The sequence below is a fragment of the Mucilaginibacter sp. genome, from assembly GCF_036568825.1.
Lineage (GTDB): Bacteria > Bacteroidota > Bacteroidia > Sphingobacteriales > Sphingobacteriaceae > Mucilaginibacter.
Genome location: NZ_DATCRU010000093.1, coordinates 1 through 18,258 on the forward strand (window position 1 = coordinate 1; position 18,258 = coordinate 18,258).

Below are 18,258 nucleotides of genomic sequence, written 5' to 3' on the forward strand. Positions count from 1 at the left end.
TATTAAAATGGATCACAATACCATTTATGGTGTAAGCACACCTTACTCAAACTGCGGTTTGTGCTATGGCAACTATTCTGGTGCATCGAGCTCGGATATTTACATGGGATATAATAAAGTGAAATTCTTCCAGAAATCAGGTGCAGAAATGGATGCATGGTGGGATCCATCAACCGCATTTCAGCCCGATGGATGGAACACTAATATCCTGAAAGCTAATATTGATGCCAGTATATTGCCTTCGGTAATAATTACCCTGAAACTTTAGACGGAACTTTTTAAATGGACAACCCCCATTTTGAATAGAGAGTAGGTTGATCTCCTCTGTTCAAAAGTGGGGGTTTAAAATTATAAGGACTTTTCTATTAGTAAGCGTTCTTATCGCCGGTAGCTGATTTCCAGAAGGTTAATGCTATGATTCTCAGATCGAGCAGGAAGGTCCAGTTTTCAAGGTACCACACATCTGCTTCAACACGCTCAAGCATTGCTTCGGTTGTTTTTGTTTCACCACGCAGTCCATTTATTTGTGCCCAACCGGTTATTCCCGGCTTCATGAAATGGCGAACCATAAACTGATCTATCAGTTGTGAATATTGTTCTGTATGACTTAACATGTGAGGACGAGGACCGACGATAGACATATTACCGATCAGCACATTAAAGAACTGAGGAAGCTCGTCGATGCTTGTTTTACGCATGAATGCACCTAGTTTAGTAATACGCGCATCGCCTTTAGTGGCCTGAACATGCTCGGTTTTATTGTCCTTTCTCATACTTCTGAATTTATAGCATGTAAAGGAATGATTATCGCGACCAGAACGTTTTTGTTTAAAAAATACAGGCCCTTTTGATCCTAATTTGATCAATATAGCTATTATCGGAAACAACCAGGTAAACAGGAAAATAATTACACCTAACGAAAACATGATGTCAAAGGCGCGTTTCATAATCCTGTTGACAATGTTTTCCAAAGGCTCTGCCCTTACTGTCAGAATTGGAATATTACCCAAATTTTGCAGATAAGAGGTGTTTTTGAAATATTCGTGGTATTCAGGTACTATTTTAAACCTGATCAGGTTTTTGTCAGAATCAGACATTAAACGCTCGATAGTTTTATGTTCTGAATAAGGCAGTGCACAAAATATCTCTTCAACATTATTTTTAAGAACATAATCCATGCACAGACTGGTATTACCCAGGTAAAGATGCTTTGGGCTAACTCTTGATGGCTCATCATCAAAAAAACCCAGCAAATTATACCCTTTTAGTACTTTATTGTTGAATTGATTGTAAAGCTCGTTCCCGGCACGGCTGGCGCCAACTATAATGGCGTTTCTTGAATTATTCATCAACACCTTATCGCTCTTCCTGATTGCAAAGAACCCAATTTTCCATATACCAAGGAATATCCCGAATATAGACATTGAATAGAATAAATACTCGTTTGATATAAAATGAGTTTTAGTTCCGGTCAATGCTAGCAGGATAAAGCATATCAGGCCGAGGTAAAGCAGGTAAGTTTTAGCTACATTGCGATAAACCTTAAGGTCGATATCCGAAACATTATTGTACAGGCTGGTAATATTGGAGGATAAAAGCCACAAAAGATTAAATACCAAAACTATAGGCAAATAGCTCTTATTATTTACCCAGGATATAAAAGTATGATTGAAGTAATTGTAAACAAGGATCAATGACAAGTTTAGCAACAAATAGTCTAATGTTATATTAATTACATTATGAAATTGTTTGTACCTGTGTACCATAGTTCAATAGGTTTGATATTTACTATTATGCAATAACTATGCATTAAAATAAATTCTATCACTTATAATATATTTTTTCAGAAAAAATTCAGATTTTATTTGCATATACAGAGTAAATCCCGCTTATCTGTTAATCAAAAACACAAATATTTAACTATTAAATTGTTGGTTAATTTTCTAAGAAGAAAAAATACGCTCTCGTCCGGGAAAAAAAATCCCCATTTGAGTAAAAGTTTATACAAGAATATTTATGCCTTAAATTGCTGCATACAGCGGGGGAAATATTGTACTTAATACAAAACAGTTGTTCGCAATTAAGGCCATTGTTAGTCATCGGAATTTTACTAGTTAATATAATTTTAATATGATGATCGGTAAGATCGGTGAGCTAATACGTATTTAAGGATTTAAAAGTTAGCCACTTCGGAAAATAAGCAACCGAGTCTCTGCTGAGACAATTTGTATATTTTTCTTTTAATATAAAATGAAGTGATTTTAGCCATAGTCTTATTATTATAGCTTAATTATCAGGTATTACTAAAATTCTAATGCGGTTTCCCTCTTTTTGGTATGCTTTTTCGTTAGTGGCAAATATTATTTAACGTGCTGATTTAATTTATAATTGAAACATTCACCTAAGGTAAGTCGTTAAATGTCGATTGAAAATAGTTTAGCGGGTTGAAACCTTTTTTACAAAAAATAGTTGTTCTTTGTCGAATATGAGCAGGAACGAGATAGGGGGGATTTAGTAAGAATTATAAAACAAATTATTGATTTAATTATTGTTTTATAGTTACAAAATCAAAGCGGCTATTAGACATTTAAAATATAATTTTGACGGAGATTTTTAAAGAAACATATATAAAGTCTGCTACTTATTAAAAACAGCTAAATGAATTATTTTATAGAAAATACAGGTATAACAAACCTGTAAAAATTAATTATTTATTAAAAATAAAACTTATATTACTATCGCTAAATCTTCATACACTCTAATAGTTACAAGAACTCATGTACAACATCTAAACAATCCCCACTATGAACTTCAAATCGACACTATTCCTCTTATTTGCACTTGTTGTGGTATTCTGCAGCTCGTGCTCCACTTACGAAAAAGTTCCTTATTTCCAGGATCTCAACCAGAATAGCATAACCAAGGAGGATATAAACAATTTCTCTCCATTGATTATACAACCTGGCGACATTCTCGCTATCAGTGTGAATAGTCCATCAGATGGTGCCACCCAATTTTCATATAATCTTAACAGAATAAGCGGAACCGGTACCAATGGCGATACATCAACTCCTGAAAATGCAGTAATTGGTTGGATGGTTGATTTAAACGGTAACGTTAATTTGCCGTTTCTTGGCCAGGTTAAGGTAGCCGGGTTAAACACAACAAATTTAACTGAGCAGCTAACAGCATCTCTTTCTAATTATCTGAAAAAACCGATCGTCAATGTAAGGATCACTAACTTCAAGATATCTGTGTTAGGGGATGTTGCTAAACCAGACGTTTTCACTATACCGAACGAACGGGTTACTATCCCTGAGGCGTTGAGCATGGCGGGTGACCTTAACATTACGGCAATACGCCAGATAGTTTTGGTAAGAGAGATTAATGGGAAACGTGAATACATCCCAATTGATCTGAATTCAAAAAAATTATTTGATTCGCCATACTATTATATGAAAAATCACGATGTATTAGTAGTAACGCCAAATCGTTCTAAAATTTCAAATAATAACACAGCGGGCTTCCAGAGAGTCAGTTTGATAATCTCAGCTCTTTCTGTTGCCGCGCTTATAATAGTTTCCCGTAAAAATCTATAATAAAATCAATGGCTGTTACCACGAACGACAACAGGTATACAACGATAACATTACCCGTTTCGCAAAATCCAACTACCGATTTTGCGAAAGTTTTTAAAAAGTATGTTTTTCATTGGCCTATATTTCTTCTATCTCTAATTATATTTATAGGTGGGGCATTCTTTTATTTAAAATATGCCAAACCTATATATCCAATAAACGCCACTATCGCGTTTAAAGACAGTAAAGACCAAAATCAGAGGCAGGACAATAGAGATAACATCAATCAATTGGACCAGATCAGCGCACCTGTTGTTTTCGAAAATGAGATTGAGATCATAAAATCGAAAAAAATAATGATGCAGGTGGTTAATAATATGAACCTGTGGATTGGTTACTCTAAAAAAGAGGGTATGGTTTCTACCGACCTTTATAAGAATTCTCCCGTAAAGTTCAGTTTCATAAAAATGCCTGATAAAATTGATGACAAGGGCATAAAACTGGATATAACTATCGATAATGCGCAAGGCTTTACTGTTGAAGATAAAAACGGAAAGCAGAGCCAGTTTAAATATGGCCAATACATTCAGAGCGATTTTGGTTTATGGAAGCTGGATGTTACACCATATCTGAATGCTTTTATCGGTTCTAAAATTGGTATCAGCATTAGCGATCCATCCGGAGTAGCAGATTATTATGTGAGTGGACTTAAATCAACCCTTGATGATAAGGAAGTGCCGTTTGTTGATTTATCTATGTCTGACGTTGTTCCTCAACGTGGAATTGATGTTCTTAACGCGGTAATTAACGCGTATATGAAAGCTTCGGTAGACGAAAAAAATAAGAAAACCGACGCGAACATCAAGTTTATTAACAAACGTATCGACTCAATAGCCAAAGACTTGCACATGAGTGAGGCTCAAATACAGAGTTATGCAAGCTCGCAAGGCTTAACAAGTAATATTGATGCGCAATCCCAAACTTATGTTCAAGACGCCCAGCAAAGTCAGAAAGCACTTGACGATATTAACCTGCAGATAAGGATCATTAATAGCATTGAGAGTTATGTTAATTCTCCGGGGGGGAATAAGCAGCCGTCAACAGTGGGACTGCAGGATGCAAGCCTTTCCTCACTGCTTGATAAACTAACCGATGCGGAATTAAGGAAACAAAACTTATTGGCTAATAACCCGCCTGATAACCCGGTATTTGAGCCGATTAATAATGAAATCAATACTTTACAGGCGAATATAAAGGAGAAAATACGTAACGATAAGGAAACTTTGATGTTGACAAGAGGCCAGCTTCAATCAACCAACTCCAGAGCTGAAGGGCAATTAAGAAGTATTCCGGGGCAACAAACTCAACTAAATGGCATGCACAGGGATAATGATGCTGAAGCAAAATTGTACTCCTTCTTGTTGGAACAACGCGAGGCATTATCACTAAAATATGCATCCACTGTAACAGATGCCAAGGTGGTGGATTATGCCCATGCCGGTAATTCGAAATGGCCGAAATCATCGATAGTATACGCACTGGCTCTTTTTGCCGGGATGCTTATCCCTGTTGGTATTATTTATACCCGCAACAGTTTTGATGATAAAATCACGCATCGCAGACAAATCGAACAAGAAGTGGATATTCCTATTCTTGGAGAATTATCATTCCAGGAATCGTCAACCCCAATTGTAATTACAAAAGAACGGGGCAGTTTTGCTATTGGCGAACAATTCAGAGCATTACGTTCAAAATTATACCAGGTATTGAGTGATAACGAAGGCGGTAAAGTTTGCGTTGTAACTTCCAGTACATCAGGCGAAGGTAAGAGCTTTGTGAGCGCGAACATGGCAGTTACCCTGGCGTATGCGGCAAGAAAAACCGTTATTTTGGAGATGGACCTTCGGAAGCCTAAAATTGCATCGATCTTCGATTTACGGGATGAACATCTGGGTATCAGTGATTACCTGGAAAGCGATCACCTGAGCATTGACAGTCTTATACGTCCATCAGGTATTCCGGGACTGGATGTGATGAGTGCCGGTACAATCCAGGAAAATCCTTCAGAATTATTAGAAAAGGTCAACCTGGACAACCTGATCGATATTCTTCGCAAGAAATATGATTTTGTGATCATCGATAGCCCGCCAATACATTTGGTGACTGATGCACTAATTATTGCACGGGTAACTGATGCGTGCTTATATGTAATAAGACAAGGTTATACACTCAAAGAAGAGCTTGACTTTATTAATGAAGTTAAAAAAGAGAATAGATTCCCTAAACTAAATCTCATATTTAACGGTATAAAGAGGGAAAAGTATGGTTATGGTTACAATTACAACAATAGCTATTACAATACCTATACAAGCCGCCCAAAAAATACATTTGGCCGCGCTATGAGAGGCTTTTTGAGCAGATTCTAACAAGGAATGCCCCCGTGTTTATCAAGCTTGGTTGTCCTGCTGTCAGATAGCAGGGACAGGAAGCAGTTTTCAAGATATAAGTTGTTGATTTTCAATCAATGACTTATGCCTTGGTTGATCGGGAATTAAACTATTGAAAAAATAAAATAAGCAGGAAAGTGCAAAAGTTAAGCGTTAGCAATATAAAAGGGTTAATAACGGAAAATTGGAAGAATCCGAAAGCCCGGCAGGTTTTGATGTTGCTTTCCGTTAACATTGCCGGAATCCCAATGGCCATTGTTACCAGTATTATTTTTACACATTACCTGGGGCCTAATGCATTCGGAGATTACCAGTTTATGGATAATCTATTCAATTTAACTGTATTAATTGCCACATTCGGGTTCTTTCAGGCTGCAAACAGGGCATTGGTTTTAAATCATGACAAGGAGAAAGCACGACAATATTACGGTGCAACTTTTGTCATATTGTTATGCATGTTTGTTATTATGTCAGGTGGTCTGTTGCTTTATTCGTTATACGACCCAAATCTGAAGGAAAAACATCTTAGCAGTTTATTGTTTTACTCAATACCGATCGGTTGGGCATATCTATCGATCAACTATTTTGAAGTATTATTCCAGGCAGATAACAGGATGTCTTTGCTTGCTATTCAAAGACTATTTCCTAAAGTAGGCTTTCTTATATCAGCCGTTATCATCTACACATTTTTATCTCATATTAAAACAAATAGATTGCAGATAGCGTGGTCGTTTTATGTTGGAACATTGGCTCTTGTATGCCTGTATGTTTTAATAAGAATAAAGTTATCATTTAAGAATTTAAAATCTACCATTACTGAGATATGGAATTATAATAAGAGCTACGGCTTTCATGTATATATCGGGTCTGTATTTTCAATAGGTATGGCGTCTCTTACACCAGTTATTGTCAGCTATTTCGGTTTCAATAATAGCGGAGTTGGTTTTTACGCATTAGCTGCTTCGCTGGCAAACCCCTTATCGTTTATACCTAATACAATAGCTACTACTAATTATAAGGAATTTGCAAGTCACAATCGTATTCCTAAAAAGCTTACGCTTATAACAGTAGGGTTGACATTGTTTTCATTGGTGGTGTTATGGATATTGGTACCACCATTTATAAGTTTCTTTTATGGGAAAAAATTTCAATCGGTTGTGTTTATCAATCTTATTGTTAGTATCGGCGTAGCATTTTACGGCATTGGAGATTATTTTAACCGGTTTTTAGGAGCTCATGGTTTTGGGAAATTGTTAAGAAATACCTCATTTATATCAGGAAGTGTCACCCTGGTATTTAACTTTATATTTATTCCCTGGATGGGTGCTAATGGAGCTGCTCTTACAAGATTGCTTGGAGGACTAATTTATTGTTCTTGTATTTTGTACTACTACCGGAGTACGACAAAGCATTTACAGGTAAGTGAGGTTGAAAGCGTTAATGTTGAATAGATATGGTTAATATTGCTGCATCATCATCTTCAGATAAAACTGCGAAATACATTTATAATGTTATTATGTTCGTGGTATTTGTCCATTTTTTTGCCCTGCTATTGGCCCAATATTATATGAAAACAAATGCCGACGCAGCAGAAAGCGGTTGGTATTCCAAGGTTTCATTTCTAAGTGATATCGTTTTAACGCCAATAAGTCTTTTTCTTTTTGCCAGGTATCACAAGTGCTTCCCGATTTTCATCAATCTGTGTTTCCTCTTAATGCCTTTATTGATATTTATAGCCTCATTTAATGACCTTAGTTTATTTTCCAAAAGCCCATCGGTATTTTATTCGCCCAAAGGTTTAGGGACCTGGCTCAATTTTGGCATACTTTACTTTACGGCTGAAGAGGAGTATACCGAAAAGATATTAAAGTGGTTTAAATACTTCTGTTATGCGATTGTAGTATTCAATTTGATGCAAATTGGCCTGGCCGGCACAATCTCAAACAGAGAGGTTGCATTGAATGCTATCAGGGATACAACTGTGGTATTGCTTTGGATTTATCCGTTTTATTTTTTGGACAATGATGATAAAACAAACTTTGCCAAACTTACCAAGTATGGTATACTGTTGTTGATTACTTTCTTTGCTTTTGCCATAGCATCCAGAAGCTATTTGCTGGTTATGGCAATCATGATTTTTATTAAACTTAGAAGGGACTTGAAGGAAGGGAGAAGTACATTTATATTGATATGTATGATCTTAATGTGTATGATGGGAGCCTATTATGTAGTGGTGAATATTGACAAGTTCGGGACGTTAAAAGATATAAGTTCTGTGTTCGCCGGACGAATGGGCGAAGATAGCAGGAGCAGCCAGTTAAAAGAATTTATGGATCAATTTAACTGGGATAAACTATTTACCGGTGTTGGACCCTCAGGAACTTGGAATTGGACCGGCGATCTTAAAGCACCTTACCAATGGTTAGATAATCAGTTTATTCTGGTTACCTGGTGGTTTGGATTGCAGACTTGTATAGTGTACATTAGTTACCTGGTTTATAGTATGTTTAAGAAAAACAGGTTAAAGCTGCTAAGAATTACCAATGCCAAAATCATTTTGTTTTTCTGGGCACTGGCTTGTGCGGGTTTTGGCATTTACATAACCATTTCATCAAGTTTATACTATTACTTTATGACCCTAATGATCGGTATAGTTACACTCAATGTACGACGGGTTATAGTTTATCAAACGCAACAGGAAGAGCAACCGTCGACTCTTCGGATCGAACCTGTGCCGCAAACATGAAGCGTGGTATAACGCTACACTATTTTTTTACGTATAAGTTTGCATAGTGAATCAGGAAGGGGAAATAAGTTAAATTTTTAAGGAAGCACAATTCCGCCAAGCCGTTGTGTTTCGTTAAAAGATAATAATTTTGCGAAAGGAAATTAAGGTAGATTTACTGCTTTAACGAAGTCATGGATACCCCTGTTAGTTGGAATAATGAAAATGAACATCACTATTATATTGAATGAGGCCTATCCGCATGGAATGGCTGCAACAAACAGAATTCATTTATACGCCAAACGGTTTAAGGAACGTGGCCACGACGTTGAAATTATAGTCCCGAGGCCAACAGAACGCCATAAAACCAAAGCACTGAATTTTGAGAAGCAAGGGGAGTATGAGGGGATAAAATTCAGATACCCGGTAAATCCTGTCAGAAGCGCATCCTTTATTAAACGCCGCTTTAACGATTTTATCTCCTTCTTTAAAACTTTAGGTTATGTAGCCACCAAAAAACGCAATACTGATATCCTGCTTATTGTTGATAACAGGTGGTATATGATCGTTACTTATAAGTTATTCAGCCTCATTGACAGGTGCAAATTTGTGCTCGAAATAAGCGAGTTCCCGTTTGTGTTTGCTGTAAAACGAAGTTTCTTTAAGAAGATATATATCAATCTATATATCAAACATCTATTCAAGGTATTTGATGGGTTGATCGTAATTTCTGATAGCTTATATGATTATTTTGTAGGGAAGATAAATAAGAAAGCTAAGCAAATAATTGTCCCGATCATTACCAATACCAATAACTTTAAACATACGCCAAATAACAGCGGCGAAATCGTCTACACCGGTGCCTTAAATCAATTTAAGGACGGCATTATGGATCTGCTCCAGGGCTATACAATTTTCACGAAAAAGTCCCCTGGCAAGAAACTGGTTTTAATGGGTGATTTAAACGTATCACCTAACAAGGATGATGTGATCGAATTTATCGATAAAAACCAAATGCAGGATAACATCGAAATTACCGGGTACGTAGACAGGCCTGTAATGATAGAAAGAATGACAAATGCAGCTGTTTTGGCTTTAGCCAAGCCTAATAATCAACAGTCTGAACATTGTTTCCCGACTAAAATTGCTGAGTATTTGTCGACAGGTAAACCGGTATTAACCACGTCTACGGGATCAATTCCGCAATATCTGACTGACAGAAAAGATTCGTTCTTAACTGAACCCAATGACCCGGACCACCTGGCCCAGACGTTGTCAGATATTTTTTCCGATTACGGTAAGGCTGAAATAGTTGGGCAAAACGGACGTAAGCTGGCTCAGAATGAGTTTGACTATACAACCCAGGTCGACCGTATTATTACGTTCTTTGATGAATTAATGGAAAAGAAAAAATAAACAGCCCCCAATATTACAAACACAATTAAATAATTAGAAGTACAAAATCTGCGAATGGAAAATTTACAAAGCCAAAACCCTTTGAACATATTAATGGTGAATTGGGTGTGGTTTCAGGTCGGGGGCGATTGGACCTATGTTGACAATGTAAGAAAACTTTACCAGGGCAAAGGTCATAATGTGATCCCTTTTGCGATGAAGTCGGATAAAGACTTTGAAAGCTACGGATACGATAAATACTTTGTTGATTTCATCGATTACAAGAAGTTAAATGCCAATAAAAATGTTTTAGGTGGTGTTAAAGCGCTGGGTAAAAGTATTTACTCCAAACAGGCTAAAGTAAACATGGAGCGGTTGCTATCTGAAACAAAGGTAGATATAGCACATTTGCACAATATCAATCATTACATTACTCCAAGTATATTACCCGTACTTAAAAAACATAAGGTGCCCGTTGTTTGGACGCTGCACGATTATACTTTGATATGTCCGGAAAATTCCTTCATCTCTCACGGCAGTATTTGCGAAAAATGTAAGGGCGGATATTTTATTCAATGCGGTATCAATAAGTGTAAAAAGAATTCGTTCCTGGCAAGCTCATTAGCGGGTTTGGAGAACTATGTGCACCGGTATATGCACCTGTTTAAGCACGTAGATTACTTCCTGTGTCCATCTGAGTTTTTATACAAGAAATTTTACGAGTTTAACTTCTTCAGGGATAAATTAAGATTGACTAACCTTTGTTTCAATTTCAACCGTGAAGCCCTGGCTGCACAGCAGAAGAATGATGACGAAAAGTATATCCTTTATGTTGGTCGGCTGGAGAAAATTAAAGGTGTATCCACATTATTTAAAGCGATCAGCGGATTGGATATCCCTCTTAAAATAGTAGGGGGAGGAAACCTGCTCCCTGAATTCCAGGCGCACATTAAAGAAAATAATATTACCAATGTACAATTGCTGGGTCACAAAACTCTGCCTGAGGTTTATAATCTGATCACTAATGCACAGTTTACAGTATGTCCGTCGGAGTGGTATGAGAATTACCCATTTTCGGTAATCGAAGCCATGTCATTCAAAAAGGCTATTGTCGGTGCAAGGATCGGAGGAATACCGGAGTTGATACACGATGGTGAGACAGGCTTATTATTTGAATCGTTCAACGCTGACGATCTACGCGAAAAGATCATTAAGCTGTGGAATGATGATGAGATGAAGAAGAGATTTGGCGAAAATGCTTACAAATTCATCTCGAACCAGGTGAGCTACGACAGGCACTACGGCATACTAAAAGATATCTACAGTAATTTAAACGTTGCACTCTAACTAATACCCTGATGAAAATAATGGTAATGGGCACCCGCGGCATACCACACATCCCGGGTGGAGTGGAAACACATTGCGAGCACCTTTATCCGAGGATGATAAAAGGCGGCGCAAACACTATTACTGTGATATGCCGCAGCAATTATGTTGTAGATAAAAGTATTAAAGAACATCACGGCATCAAACTAAAAAACATCTATTCGCCAAAAAGTAAATCATTCGAGGCGATTGTACATAGCACACTGGCTGTGTGTCATGCTGCTGTTAAACGTCCTGATGTTCTGCACATCCATGCCATCGGACCCAATTTGGTTGCGGGTTTTGCACGTCTTCTTGGTCTTAAAGTGGTAATGACCCACCACGGGCCAGATTATAAGAGGATGAAGTGGAACGGCGTCGCCAAGTTTTTCCTGAAGACTGGTGAGTTGATGGGAGTGAGGTTCTCTAAAAAAGTGATCGTGATATCACAGGAGATCAAAGATCATGTTGCCGCTACCTACGGGCGAAATGATTGTGTGTTGATCCCTAATGGCGTAGATAAACCAATACTTAGTGAGAATACAGATTATATCGAGTCACTGAATGTTGAAAAAGGTCAGTACATATTTACACTGGGCAGGTTTGTTCCCGAGAAAGGCTTTGATTATCTGGTGCGTGCTTATGCTCAATCATCCATTTCAAAGAAATATAAGTTGATTATAGCGGGTGATGCCGATCATGAGTCGGAATATTCTAAGGAGTTGAAAGCTTTGGCCCGGAAAAACAATGTGGTTTTAACAGGTTTCATCAAAGGAGAAAAGTTGCATCAACTGTTTACACATGCTGCAATGTTTGTGATCCCGTCATTTTATGAAGGCTTGCCAATAGCTTTACTGGAAGCAATGAGCTACAGATTGCCTATTCTTTCCAGCAATATTCCTGCAAATACCCAGGTCAATCTTCCTGCCGAGAATTATTTTGAAGTGGGGAATGAAGCTTCGTTATTAAATCATCTGAATAATATCAGCTTAACAGAGAATCAGCGTATTGATTACGATATGAGGCCATACGATTGGAACCTGATTGCTGATGAAACCCTTGATGTTTATAAAAGCATCGTTAAAAAATAGAGACTACTTTTACTTTCATAAAAAAGCCTTTAAGAATTTTCTTAAAGGCTTTATTTTTATGTCAAATATCAGATTGACTATTCAAACTGATTCTTGATGGTATAACCATACTCTTTCAGTAATTTCTCTTTTCTGAAGTGATCAACGTCGGCCTGAACCATTTCACTTACCAGGGCCTGCAGGTCGTATTTTGGTTTCCAGCCCAATTTTGTGTTAGATTTGGTAGGATCGCCAATTAACAGGTCCACCTCAGTTGGGCGGAAATATTTAGGATCCACAGCTACTACTTCCTTGCCGTTTTCTACCTGGTAGTCAGGATGAGCGCAGGAAACCACATAGCCTTTTTCATCAACACCTTCACCGCGAAATTCAACTTCGATGCCTAATTCTTTGAATGACATTCTAACAAACTCGCGTACACGTGTTGTTACACCGGTTGCAATAACATAATCTTCAGGGGTTTCCTGTTGTAGGATTAAATACATTGCTTCAACATAATCTTTAGCATGGCCCCAGTCGCGTTGTGCATCCAGGTTACCAAGGAATAAAGTGCTTTGAAGATTAAGCGCAATTTTCGATACCGCGCGTGTGATTTTACGTGTTACGAAGGTCTCGCCGCGTAAAGGGCTCTCATGGTTAAAGAGGATACCATTGCAGGCATAAATACCGTAAGCCTCCCGGTAGTTAACCGTGATCCAGTAAGCATATAATTTTGCAACAGCATAAGGCGAACGAGGATAGAACGGTGTAGTTTCTGATTGAGGCACAGCCTGTACCAAACCATACAGTTCAGATGTTGAAGCCTGGTATATTTTGGTTTTCTTTTCTAACCCTAGTATGCGGATAGCCTCCAGCAAGCGTAAAGTACCAATACCGTCAGCATTTGCAGTATATTCAGGTGTATCAAAACTTACTTTTACGTGCGACATTGCACCCAGATTATAGATTTCGTCGGGCTGAACCTGCTGTATAATACGGATCAGGTTAGTTGAATCCGACAAGTCACCATAGTGCAGGGTCATTTTTATATTAGTATCATGAGGATCCTGGTAAAGATGGTCGATACGATCGGTATTAAACAATGAACTTCTTCTTTTTATGCCATGTACCTCGTACCCCTTCTTCAATAAAAGTTCTGCAAGATAGGCGCCATCCTGACCGGTAATTCCTGTGATTAATGCTTTTTTCATTATTAATTGTTGTTCTTAAGTATGAAGTTTTAATATCCTGATCTATTTCAGGCTATTATCCGAGTTTGTTAAACGGAAGTTGGCGTTTTTTGTTCTGATCACCGAAAATAAACCTCAATCAAAATTTCTTAATTTACCTTACTATGAGCTCTTGCCAATAAAAAAGGTGGCGATGAATAAAAAAATCAATACACCAAGAATGATGTAATGACTTTGAGGGATATGATAGTTTTTGTCCTCGATTTTAAATGTTACGTTGAAAAGAGTAATACTTATTATCGGAAACCAAAGGAAGTTTCTAAATAGTTGAACTTTTTTCATTTGTGCAGAAGTGCTTTTATAGCGGCAATGTTTTTCGCTACTAAGATATTCATTTTCTTGATTGGCAGTAAGTCTAAATGCTAAAAATTTAATTAGAAACTAACTAGTTTGCCTCGGAAATATAATTTACTGCAGGATAATATACTATATAAAAAAACGCTGATTTGTTTGGTTAATAATTAATCTTTTGCAAGGTTTGTGCCGCACACTACTATTAAAACCATCTAAGCTTTGAAAATAATACATAGCGTCCATCCGGATGATTTTAAAACCTATCAGACCGCGCTGATAAGAGAAAGATTTTTGGTTGATGATCTGATCGAGCCAGACCAGATCAATTGCGTTTATACGCATTATGACCGCATGATTATAGGTGCAGCTAGTCCTGTAAATAAATCTTTAGAATTAAAAACTTACCCAAATCTGCGGTCAAAATATTTTCTTGAACGGCGTGAGATCGGCATTATCAATATAGCCGGCGATGGAGAGATTTCAGCAGATGGCCAAACCTATGCTGTGAATAAACTGGACTGCATTTATATAGGTAAGGGTACCGAATATGTGACCTTTAGCAGTAAAGACCCGGCAAATCCGGCCATATTTTACTTGTTATCTGCTCCGGCTCATGCTTTTCATCCTACACAGGTTATGACCCACGCTGAGGCTGCCAAGGTGAATGCGGGTGATGCATCTACAGCTAACAGGCGTACGATAAATAAATACATCCATATGGATGGTATAAAAAGCTGCCAATTGGTAATGGGGCTAACTATTTTGCAGGAAGGCAGTGTGTGGAATACTATGCCTGCTCACACGCACGACCGCCGTATGGAAGCCTATTTTTATTTTGACCTGCCTGCAGGGCAAAAAGTATTTCATTACATGGGGCAGGGTGACGAAACAAGGCACATTGCAGTAAACAATAATGAAGCCGTAGTTTCTCCGCCATGGAGCATACATTCAGGCAGTGGTACTGCGAGCTACAGTTTTATATGGGGTATGGCAGGCGAAAATTTGGATTACACGGATATGGATGTTATCAATATCCCCGACATAAAATAAATATAGATCTATGAATAACAATTTTTCTTTAGAAGGCAAAGTAATTGTGGTGACCGGCGGCACCGGAATATTAGGTAACTCGTTTGTTAATGGGATTGTTGATGCGGGTGGCACTGTGGTAATATTAGGACGCAATGAGGCGATTGCAAATGAAAGGGCAGATGCGATTAACAAAAAAGGCGGTAAGGCTTTGGCTGTTGTTGCAGATGTATTGAATCAGGATGACCTGGTTGCTGCCAGGGATAAAATATTAAAGGCTTTTGGCCGGATTGATGGCTTGGTAAATGGGGCGGGGGGGAATATGCCACAAGGTGTACTGCAGCCAGACGAAGACATTTTCAAAATGAACCTGGATGGTATGAAACAGGTGATGGACCTGAACCTTTGGGGAACCTTATTGCCAACTCAGGTATTTGGTGAAGAGATCGCTAAAACTGGCAGAGGCAGTATTGTCAACATATCATCTATGAACTCAAAAAGAGCCGTAACCAAAGTGATTGGTTATAATATGGGTAAAGCAGCTATGGATTGCTATAATCAATGGTTTGCTGTTGAATTGGCTAATCGATACGGTGATGCTATCCGCATGAATGCGCTTGCCCCAGGCTTTTTTCTGACTGAACAGAATAAAAATTTATTGACAAAACCGGAGGGCGGTTATACGCCAAGAGGAGAGTCTGTAATCAGAAATACACCGTTCAAACGTTTTGGACATCCTGATGAATTGATAGGGGCATTGGTTTGGCTGTTAAGCGATGCTTCTGCATTTGTTACCGGTGCCATGATTTGCGTGGATGGCGGTTTTTCAATCTTTAGCGGGGTATAACTTAAAAAGCTTCGTTCAGATTGAGGAAGAATCCTTTATTCCCGAATTTACCCCAGGCATAATCTAATGCCAGGTTGGTACGTGTGGCTTTGTTAAACAGTACCCTTAAACCTGCTCCGCCGCCAGGCTGAAATACCTGGAATAATTTGGTGCCATGTTCGTCATTAGCGGTTTGCATATTGCCAAATACAACGCCGCTAATGAATTTATTATTTAATATAGGGAACCGGAATTCAGCTTCTGTATCATTAAACTGCGTGCCTTTAAAGTATTGCGCCGTATATCCCCGGCCGCTTCTGAATGAGCCATCACGCCCTGTACCAGGTAGCTCAAGATAGGGGATGGCACCACTAGCCAAGTAGGAACCCCAGTTCCATAGTGCCAGCACCATTTCCGGATATTCTTCAGATAAGCTTATGTATTTCCTTAAATCAGTGGTAAACTGAATCGCATTCTTCGAACTGCCTATCCATGTTTGATTGATGCGGATACCTGCGTCGAAATAAATGCCTTTATAAGCCCTATTGGGGTTATCCCGGGTGGTGTACTCAATATTGAAAAGAAAGCCATTCGCTGCATAATGATCCTGCGCAAATCCATGCCGGTTATTGTAAACGCTATAAGGTGTGGCGTTATTAACAGTGTCCGGATTTTCAATTCTACGCCTGATCTCAAATGACAAACCTGCTCCTACAAAAAGATTTTCGGTCACCTCTTTGTATGCTTTTTCCCGAAAATTATAGTATTGAGAGTGGATAGCATAGCCTTTATGTGTTGGATCTGCCAGAACGTTGTCGGTAGTGTTGCCATTACTAATACCATTACCTATGCCTAATCCGTGATCCGGAGTAATACTTCTTGAGGCTACAATGTTGCCCTGGAAATTCCAGGTATTGCCCGGTGTAAAAACATTATGATTGATGTAGAAATATAATATCCCCTTGGTTGTAACCGATGCTGAAGTAGCACCGACGGATAATAATGTTTTTGGATCATCCCCAAGTCTTCTGCCTGCCACCGCCTTGATGCCCAATTGACCGCCTATGGTTGGATTGGCTGCAACGTTAGGTACAACAGTAATTCCTGAACCTTTGTGCAAAGTATCCGGTTTTTTATGCGGGTGAAAAATATTTCGTGTTAAATCTCCAAAATCATATTGATTACTGAGGTTATATGATGGATTATGTGCTTTATTGTTTTTAATGCGTAAAGAATCAGCCTTAAGTGAATCGGTTGGCGCATTAACCTGGGCATGAGCAAACGATAGGGCACTTACAAAGAAAATCAGTATTAATAATTTAAGGGGTAACTTATTTTTGGAGATGTAGTGATATCGCACAGACAAGATGTAAATAATTAATGTATCAGTTTTTTAATAAAATCCTTGTTAAGGATTTAAACCGATACATTAATCAAATGTTTTTAGAAGCATATCAGCGCCACGCTCATTAGGGGCAATTACCTTCAAATTTTTGTATTCCAAATGGGCTTAATGTCAATCACCGGCGTTTGATCAAGCACCTCAAGACCATCTACTTTAATCTCATCATCTGCTACTGAAGTAACTTTTACAGAATGGATACCAATAGGATTGGGCCTGTCAGGCGAACGGGTTGAAAATATACCGGTAAGCGGCGCATTAGGATTGTTTCTTGGCCTGGTTTGTAAAACTGTTCTGTCGCCCACGTGCAGCCAGGTGAGCAACAATATTTCATCGCCGGGTTTTATATCCCTAATGCCCTCAGCAAATTCAGGATAAATTATTATCGATGCTTCAGGCGCATTTTCATCAGCCTGCCGCGGGCAATCATCTATACTTTTTAGTTCTGAGCTAATTGTGCCTATGTGTTGTAAGATGGTGTTCATAAAGAGGTCTATTTGTTTTTAAAGAACTCGCCGAAGTGCCAAAGAATGCCTGATGGATCATGGATAAAGCATTCTTTACCCCAATAGTCTACCCGAACCGGAGTCAGTCTGATATTTTCATATTTCTCCTTCAGATTTAAGGCCGACAATTCTTTAAAATACCTGTCGGCATCATCAACCTCGATAAACACCATCGTATTGTCGACCCAATCTTTTACATATCCATTTTGCAGATAAAATCCCAGTTCATTGATTTTAAAAAGAGACATATTAGGAGAGATAACGAATTCTTCAAAGCCCATATCACGATAAAAGCTTCTTGAAAGATCGAAATCCTTAGCTCCAATAAATGGTCGAATCGATTTGGCCTGATGTTTCATAGTAAGAATTGA

The 18,258-nt window shown here is 38.3% G+C and carries 15 protein-coding genes; 10 read left to right on the plus strand and 5 right to left on the minus strand.

Annotation, left to right across the window (positions count from 1 at the left end; all coding sequences use genetic code 11):
- A partial coding sequence (locus VIM89_RS20240) for a hypothetical protein (RefSeq protein WP_488158004.1) occupies nt 1–268 on the plus strand: 268 nt, incomplete at its 5' end.
- A gap of 97 nt (nt 269–365) precedes the next feature.
- Here the strand turns inward: VIM89_RS20240 and VIM89_RS20245 are convergent.
- Complete coding sequence (locus VIM89_RS20245) at nt 366–1,766, minus strand: undecaprenyl-phosphate glucose phosphotransferase (RefSeq protein ID WP_488158005.1); 1,401 nt, start codon at nt 1,764–1,766, stop codon at nt 366–368.
- Between the two features lie 1,038 nt (nt 1,767–2,804).
- On the opposite strand from VIM89_RS20245, the gene VIM89_RS20250 reads away from it, so the two are divergent.
- From VIM89_RS20250 to VIM89_RS20280, 7 genes are all read left to right on the plus strand, one after another.
- Nucleotides 2,805–3,599 (plus strand): polysaccharide biosynthesis/export family protein, encoded by a 795-nt coding sequence (locus VIM89_RS20250; protein ID WP_488158006.1) that lies wholly within the window; start codon nt 2,805–2,807, stop codon nt 3,597–3,599.
- Between the two features lie 8 nt (nt 3,600–3,607).
- Nucleotides 3,608–6,004 (plus strand): GumC family protein, encoded by a 2,397-nt coding sequence (locus VIM89_RS20255; RefSeq protein ID WP_488158007.1) that lies wholly within the window; start codon nt 3,608–3,610, stop codon nt 6,002–6,004.
- 158 nt (nt 6,005–6,162) lie between these two features.
- Nucleotides 6,163–7,476 carry an oligosaccharide flippase family protein gene (locus VIM89_RS20260; protein ID WP_488158008.1) on the plus strand — a complete coding sequence of 438 codons (1,314 nt, stop codon included), beginning with the start codon at nt 6,163–6,165 and terminating at the stop codon, nt 7,474–7,476.
- A gap of 2 nt (nt 7,477–7,478) precedes the next feature.
- The gene (locus tag VIM89_RS20265; protein WP_488158009.1) at nt 7,479–8,771 is read left to right on the plus strand and encodes a hypothetical protein; all 1,293 of its coding nucleotides are present in this window, start codon (nt 7,479–7,481) and stop codon (nt 8,769–8,771) included.
- Between the two features lie 204 nt (nt 8,772–8,975).
- On the plus strand, nt 8,976–10,166 hold the full coding sequence (locus VIM89_RS20270) for a glycosyltransferase (protein WP_488158010.1): 1,191 nt from the start codon (nt 8,976–8,978) through the stop codon (nt 10,164–10,166).
- A gap of 54 nt (nt 10,167–10,220) precedes the next feature.
- Nucleotides 10,221–11,492, plus strand: coding sequence for a glycosyltransferase family 4 protein (locus tag VIM89_RS20275; protein WP_488158011.1), 1,272 nt, complete (start codon nt 10,221–10,223; stop codon nt 11,490–11,492).
- 11 nt (nt 11,493–11,503) lie between these two features.
- The gene (locus VIM89_RS20280) at nt 11,504–12,601 is read left to right on the plus strand and encodes a glycosyltransferase family 4 protein (RefSeq protein WP_488158012.1); all 1,098 of its coding nucleotides are present in this window, start codon (nt 11,504–11,506) and stop codon (nt 12,599–12,601) included.
- Between the two features lie 77 nt (nt 12,602–12,678).
- Here VIM89_RS20280 and gmd read toward each other — a convergent pair whose 3' ends face one another.
- Nucleotides 12,679–13,791: a GDP-mannose 4,6-dehydratase gene (gene gmd / locus VIM89_RS20285; RefSeq protein WP_488158013.1), complete on the minus strand. Its 1,113-nt coding sequence runs from the start codon at nt 13,789–13,791 to the stop codon at nt 12,679–12,681.
- A 552-nt stretch (nt 13,792–14,343) separates the two neighbouring features.
- Here gmd and kduI point away from each other — a divergent pair.
- Complete coding sequence (gene kduI / locus VIM89_RS20290; protein ID WP_488158014.1) at nt 14,344–15,174, plus strand: 5-dehydro-4-deoxy-D-glucuronate isomerase; 831 nt, start codon at nt 14,344–14,346, stop codon at nt 15,172–15,174.
- Between the two features lie 10 nt (nt 15,175–15,184).
- Nucleotides 15,185–16,000 (plus strand): SDR family oxidoreductase, encoded by an 816-nt coding sequence (locus VIM89_RS20295; protein ID WP_488158015.1) that lies wholly within the window; start codon nt 15,185–15,187, stop codon nt 15,998–16,000.
- Nucleotide 16,001: 1 nt separating this feature from the next.
- On the opposite strand, the gene VIM89_RS20300 is transcribed toward VIM89_RS20295, so the two are convergent.
- The 3 genes from VIM89_RS20300 to VIM89_RS20310 form a co-directional block, all read right to left on the minus strand.
- On the minus strand, nt 16,002–17,339 hold the full coding sequence (locus VIM89_RS20300; RefSeq protein ID WP_488158016.1) for a BamA/TamA family outer membrane protein: 1,338 nt from the start codon (nt 17,337–17,339) through the stop codon (nt 16,002–16,004).
- Nucleotides 17,340–17,464: 125 nt separating this feature from the next.
- Nucleotides 17,465–17,866 (minus strand): tRNA (N6-threonylcarbamoyladenosine(37)-N6)-methyltransferase TrmO, encoded by a 402-nt coding sequence (gene tsaA, locus VIM89_RS20305; protein ID WP_488158017.1) that lies wholly within the window; start codon nt 17,864–17,866, stop codon nt 17,465–17,467.
- Between the two features lie 8 nt (nt 17,867–17,874).
- On the minus strand, nt 17,875–18,246 hold the full coding sequence (locus tag VIM89_RS20310; RefSeq protein ID WP_488158018.1) for a VOC family protein: 372 nt from the start codon (nt 18,244–18,246) through the stop codon (nt 17,875–17,877).
- Nucleotides 18,247–18,258 lie beyond the last annotated feature (12 nt).

What these genes read in the sequence shown, in the direction of transcription:
- VIM89_RS20265 (WP_488158009.1), top strand. Translation starts at nt 7,479, where the DNA reads ATGGTTAATATTGCTGCATCATCATCTTCAGATAAAACTGCGAAATAC.
- tsaA (WP_488158017.1), bottom strand. Translation starts at nt 17,866, where the DNA reads ATGAACACCATCTTACAACACATAGGCACAATTAGCTCAGAACTAAAA.
- VIM89_RS20270 (WP_488158010.1), top strand. Translation starts at nt 8,976, where the DNA reads ATGAACATCACTATTATATTGAATGAGGCCTATCCGCATGGAATGGCT.
- VIM89_RS20250 (WP_488158006.1), top strand. Translation starts at nt 2,805, where the DNA reads ATGAACTTCAAATCGACACTATTCCTCTTATTTGCACTTGTTGTGGTA.
- gmd (WP_488158013.1), bottom strand. Translation starts at nt 13,791, where the DNA reads ATGAAAAAAGCATTAATCACAGGAATTACCGGTCAGGATGGCGCCTAT.
- VIM89_RS20245 (WP_488158005.1), bottom strand. Translation starts at nt 1,766, where the DNA reads ATGGTACACAGGTACAAACAATTTCATAATGTAATTAATATAACATTA.
- VIM89_RS20310 (WP_488158018.1), bottom strand. Translation starts at nt 18,246, where the DNA reads ATGAAACATCAGGCCAAATCGATTCGACCATTTATTGGAGCTAAGGAT.
- VIM89_RS20280 (WP_488158012.1), top strand. Translation starts at nt 11,504, where the DNA reads ATGAAAATAATGGTAATGGGCACCCGCGGCATACCACACATCCCGGGT.
- VIM89_RS20295 (WP_488158015.1), top strand. Translation starts at nt 15,185, where the DNA reads ATGAATAACAATTTTTCTTTAGAAGGCAAAGTAATTGTGGTGACCGGC.
- VIM89_RS20275 (WP_488158011.1), top strand. Translation starts at nt 10,221, where the DNA reads ATGGAAAATTTACAAAGCCAAAACCCTTTGAACATATTAATGGTGAAT.
- VIM89_RS20255 (WP_488158007.1), top strand. Translation starts at nt 3,608, where the DNA reads ATGGCTGTTACCACGAACGACAACAGGTATACAACGATAACATTACCC.